The 10,335-nt window shown below is 42.8% G+C and carries 6 protein-coding genes; 5 read left to right on the top strand and 1 reads right to left on the bottom strand.

Annotated features, from left to right (window positions below):
* Positions 1-76 precede the first annotated feature (76 nt).
* Positions 77-1,522: an ATP-binding protein gene (locus tag EPU_RS04875; protein ID WP_010167275.1), complete on the bottom strand. Its 1,446-nt coding sequence runs from the start codon at positions 1,520-1,522 to the stop codon at positions 77-79.
* A 147-nt stretch (positions 1,523-1,669) separates the two neighbouring features.
* On the opposite strand from EPU_RS04875, the gene EPU_RS04870 reads away from it, so the two are divergent.
* Genes EPU_RS04870 through hemL form a run of 5 tightly spaced genes read left to right on the top strand, consistent with a single transcriptional unit; the run spans position 1,670 to position 10,328 of the window.
* Positions 1,670-4,429, top strand: coding sequence for a glycoside hydrolase family 2 TIM barrel-domain containing protein (locus EPU_RS04870; protein ID WP_010167273.1), 2,760 nt, complete (start codon positions 1,670-1,672; stop codon positions 4,427-4,429).
* Between the two features lie 4 nt (positions 4,430-4,433).
* Entirely contained in the window at positions 4,434-5,642 is a 1,209-nt protein-coding gene (gene hemA / locus EPU_RS04865) for a glutamyl-tRNA reductase (protein WP_010167271.1), read from the top strand.
* A gap of 21 nt (positions 5,643-5,663) precedes the next feature.
* The gene (cobA, locus tag EPU_RS13180; RefSeq protein WP_010167269.1) at positions 5,664-8,021 is read left to right on the top strand and encodes a uroporphyrinogen-III C-methyltransferase; all 2,358 of its coding nucleotides are present in this window, start codon (positions 5,664-5,666) and stop codon (positions 8,019-8,021) included.
* Positions 8,022-8,068: 47 nt separating this feature from the next.
* Positions 8,069-9,049 carry a porphobilinogen synthase gene (gene hemB, locus EPU_RS04855; RefSeq protein ID WP_010167267.1) on the top strand — a complete coding sequence of 327 codons (981 nt, stop codon included), beginning with the start codon at positions 8,069-8,071 and terminating at the stop codon, positions 9,047-9,049.
* Positions 9,036-10,328 (top strand): glutamate-1-semialdehyde 2,1-aminomutase, encoded by a 1,293-nt coding sequence (gene hemL, locus EPU_RS04850; protein ID WP_010167265.1) that lies wholly within the window; start codon positions 9,036-9,038, stop codon positions 10,326-10,328. The genes hemB and hemL overlap by 14 nt, the downstream gene beginning before the upstream one ends.
* The last annotated feature ends 7 nt before the right edge of the window (positions 10,329-10,335 follow it).

The following is a 10,335-nucleotide window of genomic DNA, read 5'->3' as shown; positions in this document are numbered from 1 at the left end:
CTCGCTCCATTATGTCAACCTAAACTTCTTTACAGTCGAATTATATACACTTCTATTTGCATTGTCAAGCCCCATCCTATAACGACTCTCTCCATTTGGCATATACAGAAAAGTATTTGCTATCTCTTGTAGACATTTCTTTCATTATACAATGCATTACCGCATTTACATAGTCTGTTTCGTTTAGCCCTATCGTCGCAACAATTTTTTTTCTCAATGCCGCGTCTAATACATTTGCGTCTTCATTCTTTTCAAACTCAATTTCTGCTCCCACTTCTGCCATTAATTCTGTTACTATACTAGACAAATCATCAAAATTATATCGCTCCCATATCGCCAATGTCGCTGTATCTCGATACTCTTCTATCAATTCATTTATTTTTAACACTGTTACAGATGACAACGGCAACAATTCCAAATTTTGCGATAACGCTGCCAAGTTTACGGCACCTCTTAAATTTAATCTTCTATATAATAGAAAACTCAATAATACTTTCATATCTCCTTTATCTACATCTACTATCTTTGCCCTTGCCACCCCCGCTACCTTATTTTCCGTCGATTTTGTATATGGTGTTATCCTACAACTCTTGATTGTCCCTGCCTGATAAACCACTGCAACTCCCGTCTTCAATTTTGCCAACTCAGTATTTACTGCAATTACCCYCATACTACTCAGCTCTGCTTGTACCACAGGATTTACGCTTCGCAACATTACTACTGTTCCTATATCATTTAACGATACCTCCTCAGCTGCCGCCACAATAAATGCCAATCCATATCTTTGCGCTTCCTTTAATAATTTGATCACGCTTTCCGATTCTGTAATTTGATCAAATATCGTCATATGCTTTACCTTTAGAGTTTTATTGCTCATCCAATATTCTACGGTTTTCATCGTTAACATATGCATCATCAAATTTCTCATCTCCGCKGGATATATATTGTTTAAGTCAATGATTACAGTATTATTATACAATAACTCGGCGTCCGTTTCCACTCTTGTAAATATTCCTGCAGACAACGCTGATACCCTGTCTAACAATGTAATTTTTAAGCGCGAATCGAAAATAGAGACCATCTCTCCTAGTGCTTCCGATACATCAATAAATGTAGGATATGTTGCCATAGTTTTTCCGCTTCCACATCCTGCCTTTGCGTATGCCATGCGTATCGCCTTCGCCAACACCAAGCTTTGAACATCATCCAATCCCCAGCATAATTCAAATACTTTCATCAACCGATCTATATGCTCTGCCATTGCGATCCCCTCCGGAAACTTAAACGGATTAATCTTTAGTGGCGTTACGCTTGTTCCCACTATCACGTTATTTGATAGCAGATGCTTATATTCTCCAGCTTTCGTCTCAAATATCATACAGGGAGCATCCACCATATCTATCAAGTGACAAATTGCAGTTGTTTTTCCTGCTCCTGCAGATCCCACCACCAATACGTTAAAATTAAACAACTTCTTATTCACCGCTTCTGCTAAATTTACAGCACCCTTATTTGCCGCCATTGCGTTTCACCTCTCTACATTTTTCTCTAAAATATCCGTGTTTACTTTCAAAATTTCCTCTAACTTATTACACAATTGCCTATAATATTAATATCAACAATGTTATAATTTCCAAGTTACACAAATTTTATTTAAAGGAGATTTCTAATGCGAGAAAAGATTTTGATGAACACTGGTTACAAATTTTTTGAAGGTGATATTACCAAAGATCCTATTTCGTCTAAACAAGACACTTACATGATGAGCAAGACTGTTCGCGGTCGTGGCCCGGAGAGCACTTCTTATTATGATGCCGATTGGGAAGACGTTACTTTACCTCACGATTTTGTTATCAAGGGCAACTATTCCGATAAGCATAATGGCTCTCACGGCTCTCTAAAACGCAACAATGCTTGGTATCGACGTTATTTTAAACTCGATTCGGCTGACGCCAATAAGCGATTTTCTTTTATATTTGAAGGTGTCGGTAAAAATTCCAAAATTTGGATAAACGGCCACCTGATGGGCACCAACTCCAGTATGTATAATACTTTTGAAGTCGATTTTACTGCAGTAGCTCATATCGGCGAAATTAATACTCTGGCTGTATATATTGATAACTCCGACTTTGAGGGTTGGTGGTATGAAGGCTCTGGTATCTACCGAAATGTGTGGCTTCAAAAAACCGATGCCCTTCGTCTAAATTGGTGGGATAATTTTATTTATAGCGTCAATCTTAAAGATGATGATTTTGATATTTATGTTAGTGGTATGCTAGAAAATTACTCTGATGCTACACGAACTGTTACTATAAAATATGCGCTAAAAGAAAACAACAATACTGTCGAGCTTGGTCAGTATGATCTTTCTGTTGCACCTTGCGATGTTGCTTCATACTCCGAAGTTTTCACCTTCGCCGATGCTACCAGATGGTCCATTGACAATCCTTTCTTATATACTGTTATCGTTACTGTTGTAGAAAATGGCGAAATTATTGATGAGCTCACTACCAAAACCGGTTTTAGAACTGTTCGTTTTACTGCAGATCACGGGCTGTTTATCAACAATCAACCAATTAAAGTAAAAGGCGTTTGCATCCATCAAGATCATGGCAGCCTGGGTGTTGCTGTTCCCGCAGCTGTCGAAGAGTTTCGCATCAAGAAACTTAAGGAAATGGGTGTTAATGCGTATCGCTGCGCTCACAATAATCCTTCGATTCACATTCTCGAACTTTGCGATAAATACGGTATGATCGTTATGGATGAAAATCGTTGGTTTGAAACTAGTCACGATGCGTTCTTACAAATCGAATCGATGGTTAAGCGAGATCGTAATCACCCGAGCATTATTATGTGGTCTGCTGGAAACGAAGAGCCTACTCAGAGCACCGTTGTTGGCAAGCATATCCTCGAAGAAATTAAGATGTTTATTAAGCGCTTAGACAAAACTCGTCCTGTTACTCTTGCTTTAAATGGCGGTTTTTATGGCTCTCACGCATCCGAATCTTCTGATACTCTCAGCATCAACTATGCTATCAAATTTTACGATAAGTCGCATGAAATTCATCCAGATAAATGTATTATGGTAACAGAAGCCGGAGCTACTCGAAATCCTAGAGGTGTCTATTTCCCTACAGATACTGTTCTTAATGTTACTGCCTATGATGAACATTTTCCTTCTTTTGGCGAATCTTTTAGACGCTTCTGGAAAGAGGTCGATACCCGCAATTATGTTGCCGGACTATTCTACTGGCCTGGTATAGAATATCGTGGCGAAGCCGAATATCCACAACTTACCAATATGGGTGGCGGTCTCGACAGCTGCTGCTTCGAAAAAGACAACTTCTATTTGTTGCAATCATTTTGGCTTGATGAGCCTGTTCTTCATTTGTTTCCGCATTGGAATCTGTTTGGTCACGAAGGCGAAGCCATCCGCGTTATGACATATTCTAATTTAGACGAAGTAGAATTAATTGTAAACGGCATATCTGCTGGCAAGCAACCTGCAAATAAATATGATCAAAACGAATGGAGCGTACCATTTGCTCCTGGCGAAATCGTTGCGATAGGCTACAAAGACGGTGCCGAAGTTAAACGTACAACAGTCAAAACTACCGGAGATCCTGCAGCTCTCAATATAGTTGCAGACAATCAGCCAAACTCCGATGGTGTTGTAGTTCTTCGCGTATTTGCCACCGATTCAAACGGTGACTTTGTACCAAACAGTAAAATTGCTATCTCGCATACCGTCGAAAACGGCACATTACTCGGCGCAAGCAATGGCGATCCACTAGATCAAACTTCTGTTGTTGCCAATACTCACAATTTAAATTCCGGACTTTTGCAAATTATCGCAAGACAGGACTCTAAAGATACTCCAATCAAGGTTACTGCAACCAACGGTGACATGTCCGCAACATTCGAATGCGACTTCCTAACCGTTCCAACAGCTCAGCTTCCTGTTCAAACTGATAAAATGGACCTTCCTAATTTTAGAGTTTGGCCTATTACACTAGACGTTGATGTTGCCGCAAGAGTCAATTACGATGATATGAACACTAGCATTCCGTTTAAATTCGGCACCGATCATCTTAGCGAAATCTTTGCAGATGACTATGGCTACGCTAAATACACTACCCGATTGCTCATTCCAGATTATGTCGGCGAAAAAGAAGTACGCATCATTATCGAAAATGTCACTGGCGATACCGAGATCTCCATTGAGCACGATCGCAATGTGTGGCCTAATGTTCAGCCTAGACTTGGTATTTCTCAAGAAATTATAAAATTTGCTGATCCACAGGGCGGCAATATTACTGTGCCTGTAACCAAGTTCTTCAAAAACGAAAAAGTTTTCGTACACATCGTTAACAAATACTCCGATCCAACTTGCGGCATCAGAGGCAAAGTGTACTGGGAACTCCACTAAAACCATGAATGTTGCAGTTATAGGAGTAAGCCATCAAAGTGCATCGGCTGAATTACGAGAATTGCTATCTTTTACCAATTCTCAAAAAATTGCAGCGACTACTGCATTACTCGACGCGGGGGTTGCCGAGTGCGTCATCCTTTCCACATGCAACCGGAGCGAGATATATGTAGCGTCTCACAATCTCGATGCGGATATCCCCAAAGTTTTAGAATTATATGAGAACGTCTCTGCCAATGCTATATTTATTCATCGAGGTTTAGACGCATTGACTCATCTTTTTATGGTTACAGCTGGTCTTGATTCTATCGTTATTGGCGAAGATCAAATTTTAGGGCAAGTCAAAGAGGCTCATCTCGCTGCCATAGAACTTGGCGCATCCAAAAAAATTCTAAACAAATGTTTCCGCGAGGCAATTACAACAGCCAAAAATATTAAAGCAACCACCAAGATTTCTGAGCTGCCTTTATCCATTGCATATATCGGAGTCAAATTTCTCAAGGAAAAGCTCGGATCGCTCAAAGATAAAACCGCACTTCTTATCGGTGCCGGAGAAATGAATCAGCTTGTGCTTAAATATCTCACTGCCGAAAAAATAGGTACCGTATTTATCGCAAACCGATCGCCTATTCAAAACGACGATTATCCTGCTATCATTATTCCTTTTGCTGATCGATACGCCAAAATCCCCGAAGTCGATGTGGTTATCTCTTGTACTGCATCTCCACATGTTATTATAGAATCCTTTGCTGCACCCACTGGCGAGGTCTATATTCTAGATCTTGCCATCCCCAGAGATATCGCGCCTATTATTGGCGAAATACCTGGGGTATCTTTATACAATATTGATGATCTACAAGAAATTGCCAATCGAAATAACGCTTCCCGTACTGAGCTCTCGCAAATAGCCATCGCTACAATCGAAGATGATATCGCGACTCTTGCCGAATGGTTTTCACACATTTCCGCAGATGCTACTCTCAGAGCTCTCAACGATATGTGTCACGTGATACATTCTGATACAATGCGCTATCTAAATCGCAAGCTCGATCTCGATCTAAAAGAGCATAAACTCATAGATCAGATGCTACTAAGCTCTCTAAAACGGCTAATTCGCGAACCGATTCTCAAAATAAAGCAGGAGACCAATCCAGTGCAGCAAGCTGAATATATCAAATTGCTATCCGAATTATTTTCGATACCTTTGGAATAATCGACGTCACAATATAAAGGAGTGATCTATACGTTTACAGTAGGTACCAGAGGCAGCGCGCTTGCTATTGCTCAGACAAAGCAAATCATAGCCTTAATGCAACAGCAAAATCCCGATGCTACTTTTTCAATTAAAATAATTCAAACCAAAGGCGATGCCATTACAGAGATCCCGCTCGATAAAATTGGTGACAAAGGTCTTTTTGTTTCCGAGATAGAGCACCAACTTCTCAGCGGCCAGATAGATATCGCCATTCATAGCTACAAAGATCTCCCCAGTAATATAACTCCCGGGCTTATCATTGCCCATCCTCCGGCGCGTGCACCCAGGCAAGATGCTCTCGTTCTTCGTGACGGCACCATCTCCTCTCTCGATGCGATCCCGCGCAATGCCACAATAGCTACCGGTAGCCTAAGACGCAAATTACAGCTTCTCCACCATAGGCCAGATCTCAACGTCGTTCCTATTCGTGGAAACATCGATACTCGACTCAAAAAACTTTCAGATGTGGATGGCATCGTCATCGCTGCAGCTGGGCTCGCTCGCTTGGACTTGGCTCATAAAATAAGTTATTTATTTCCAGAAGATATTCTCGTCCCAGCAGCTGCGCAAGGAGCAATAGCTATTCAATGCCGTGCTACTGACACTACGGCTATAGCATGCGCCAACAGTATTTCGGACTCTACAACAGCCCTAGAAGTTTCCGCCGAACGAGCTTTTCTATCCGCAATTGATGGCAGCTGCCATATTCCTGTCGGAGCTACGGCGCATCTAATCGACGATACCATGTATCTTAAAGCAATTTTCGGAAATACAACTACATTTATCACTCACTCTGCCGAAGCTCATGTCACTACAGAAATACAGGCGCAAGCTCTCGGTATTGCAACAGCTCGATCCGTCTTGGCGCAGATCAACGCACCGTCTCATGCTGGCATGGTTTATCTAGTTGGCGCAGGACCAGGCGACCCAGGACTTCTCACACTCAAAGCTCTCGAGTGCATCCAAAAAGCCGATGTTATCGTATATGATAAATTAGCAAACCCGGCATTTCTAGCCTCGGCAAAACCCTCCTGTAAACTTATCGATGCTGGCAAAGTATCTGCTAATCACACATTGACGCAAGATCAGATCAACGAGACCCTAGCTGCCAATGCGCAAGATGATGTAGTTGTTACGCGATTAAAAGGTGGGGATCCCTATGTATTTGGAAGAGGTGCCGAAGAAGCAGAATATCTCGCCGAACGTGGCATTCCGTTTGAAGTGGTTCCTGGCATCACATCGGCAATTGGCGGCTTATGCTATGCTGGAATCCCTGTCACGCATCGTAATTTCGCATCGTCTTTTCATGTCATCACCGGGCACCAAAAAGCCAATTCAGATACAATCAATTGGCCCGCTCTTGCCACTGTCGGGGGTACATTAATTTTTCTCATGGGCATAGCAAACCTCGAGTCGATTTGCTACAATCTCATAACACATGGCTTAGCTACTACAACTCCTGCAGCCATCGTAACAAATGCTACAACGCCACATCAGCAAATTGTAATCGGCACCCTCGCCACTCTTACAAATATTGCCAAGTCCAACGCCGTAACAAGCCCTGGAATAATCGTCGTYGGCGATGTAGTTTCTCTACAAAATCAACTAGACTTCTTTACGAAAAAGCCGCTCTTCGGCAAAACCATTGTCGTAACCCGCGCTCGCTCGCAATCTAGCTCTTTATCAACAGCACTAGCAGATCTCGGCGCACATGTTATCGAAGCACCTGCCTTTAGCATAGAGCCGCATCCAGACAATCTACTTGCGACAATCAAATCAATCGACTCGTACGACTTTATCGCTTTTACCAGTCAAAACGGCGTTGAAATTTTCTTCGAAACGTTATTTGCCTCGGGYCTCGATGCTCGTTCGTTAGCCCACGCTCAAATAACCGCTATCGGATCGGCAACAGCTTCCAAGCTTCAACAATACGGAATCCATGCCGATATCATTCCGCCAAAAGCAAATTCCGAATCGCTATTGGCAGTACTCGAATCTATAGTCACTCCGGCTCATAAATTATTGCTGGTAACAGCCACAAATTCTCGCGATCTACTTCTAAACCTCAGTTGCCATGTAGATAAGGTTTGCGCGTATGCCACAGTTCCAGCCACGACTATGCCCAGCATCGCTGCAGCAGACTATATCACTTTCACGTGCTCGTCAGCAGTCGAAAACTTCATGGCTATATCCGGTAATGCCAATATCATAGCCAAAACAGTATCCATTGGCAACGTAACTTCCGCGGCTCTCCAAAAATATGGACTATCCATAGATTTACAAGCCGCCACCGCCACCATTGCCGACCTAGTCGATACCATTGTCAACGATGTTTAATCCGTAAATTATTCTCTTGCTCATTCTTATTTTTAGAGGAGGTTAACATGATTTTCAGACCCAGACGTTTACGCCAAAATTCTCACATCAGAGCTTTGGTTCGTGAAACGCATTTACACATTACTGATCTCGTTTTTCCGATTTTTGTAACAGAAGGTAGCAATATAAAAACTGAGATTTCTTCTCTACCAGGTGTTTATCATTTTTCTATTGATACTCTGCTAATCGAAGTAGCGGAGGTTATAGAGTTAGGTATCCACGCTGTTATGCTATTCGGAATTCCCGATACCAAAGATGCTTGCGGGAGTTCTGCATTCGATCCTAACGGCATAGTTCAGCGTGCCACCCGTGCGCTTAAGGAAGCATTTCCAGATTTATATATAATCACAGACGTTTGCTTATGCCAATACACAGATCATGGCCATTGCGGCATTTTGGAAAATACTACCATCACCAACGACGCTACACTAGAGGTTTTGGCCCAAGTTGCTCTCAGTCATGCCACCGCAGGAGCCGATATGGTTGCCCCCTCAGATATGATGGACGGCCGAGTTGCGACAATTCGTCGTATCCTCGATCTCAACGGCTTTTCTCATATTCCTATTATGGCGTACAGTGCCAAATACGCTTCAAACTTTTATGGACCTTTTCGCGCGGCGGCTCACTCGACTCCCTCTTTTGGTGACCGCAAATCATATCAGATGGATTACGCCAACGCCACCGAGGCCCTCCGAGAAGTACAACTAGATATTACAGAAGGCGCGGATATCGTAATGGTTAAGCCCGCCCTTGCGTATCTCGATATTATTGCAAAGGTTTGCGCGGAAGTTACTGTGCCAGTTGCTGCGTACAATGTCAGCGGAGAATATGCGATCTTAAAGCTCGCTATTTCACATGGGCTTCTCGATGAGCTCGCGATTTACGAAACTTTATTATCTATCAAGCGCGCTGGTGCCACACTAATTATTTCTTACTTCGCMAAAGAAGTTGCCTACAATATTAGGGAGGGTAAATATGATTCATACTAATTCGGAGCATCTATATTATAAAGCGCAGAAGCTTATTCCCGGCGGGGTTAACAGTCCTGTCCGTGCCTTCAAATCGGTGGGCACTTCTCCTGTCTTTGCCGCCAAAGCTTATGGCAGCGTTATCGAAGATGTAGATGGCAACAAATATATCGATTACATCTGCTCTTGGGGTCCTCTAATTCTAGGCCACAGCCATCCTCTTCTATTGGATAGCATCACCAATGCAGCGAAGCTTGGCTCCAGTTTTGGTATTCCCACTGCCGCCGAAGTTGAAATGGCCGAGCTAATCGTTTCCGCATATTCTAGCTCTGTAGATGAAGTCAGAATGGTAAATTCTGGTACAGAGGCCACCATGAGTGCTTTGCGTGTCGCAAGAGGATATACTGGTCGTAACAAAATTTTAAAATTCGAAGGTTGCTACCATGGTCACAATGATTCCTTGCTCGTTAAGTCTGGTTCCGGTACCATCACGTATGGCGTTCCTACTAGCTTAGGCATAACCGCGGCCGTTGCCCATGACACGATTGTTGCCCCATATAATGATATTGAAGCGGTCACAGCTATTTTTGAAGCGCACTCACATGAGATTGCCGCCGTTATAGTCGAGCCCGTTTCTGGCAATATGGGAGTCGTCTCCGCGACCATCGAATTTTTACAAGCGCTTCGAGATCTCACTGCTACCCATGGCGCGGTCCTAATTTTTGATGAAGTTATCACAGGATTTCGATTGGCCTATGGCGGTGCTAGCGAGTATTTTGGCATTGCACCCGATATGATATGTTTTGGCAAAATAATTGGGGGCGGGCTTCCGGTCGGTGCGTACGCAGGCAAGCGAGCCATTATGGATGTCGTATCTCCAGTTGGCGGTGTCTATCAAGCCGGCACATTATCTGGAAATCCTCTTGCTATGGCTGCAGGAATTACGCAGCTCAAGTATTTACGCGACACTGCGACTATATATGCCGATCTCGATGCCAAGGCAGCGTATTTGGAATCGGGTATTAATACAATCCTACGCGAACTTAATCTCAATTTTACCGTCAACCGAGTTGGCTCATTGCTATGTTTATTTTTCACTTCTCACAAAGTTACAAATTACGATGAGGCGCTCACCTGCGATACTCAAAAATTTAATATATATTTTCAATCTTTACTCGATCAGGGAATTCTCATTGGTCCATCACAATTTGAAGCCATGTTTATTTCCGCTGCACACACATATGCTCAACTAGATACAACATTAGCTGCCATTAGGGTAGCATTAAATCAATTTAAGTAGAGGAGTT

This window comes from Candidatus Epulonipiscium viviparus (assembly GCF_000171335.1).
GTDB lineage: Bacteria > Bacillota > Clostridia > Lachnospirales > Cellulosilyticaceae > Epulonipiscioides > Epulonipiscioides viviparus.
Note: the sequence above shows the minus strand (reverse complement) of the source record. Positions and strands in the feature narration are given on the sequence as shown.

Bases quoted from the DNA above. Each gene is read 5' to 3' on its own strand.
- hemL (WP_010167265.1), top strand. From the start codon at position 9,036: ATGATTCATACTAATTCGGAGCATCTATATTATAAAGCGCAGAAGCTT.
- EPU_RS04870 (WP_010167273.1), top strand. From the start codon at position 1,670: ATGCGAGAAAAGATTTTGATGAACACTGGTTACAAATTTTTTGAAGGT.
- hemA (WP_010167271.1), top strand. From the start codon at position 4,434: ATGAATGTTGCAGTTATAGGAGTAAGCCATCAAAGTGCATCGGCTGAA.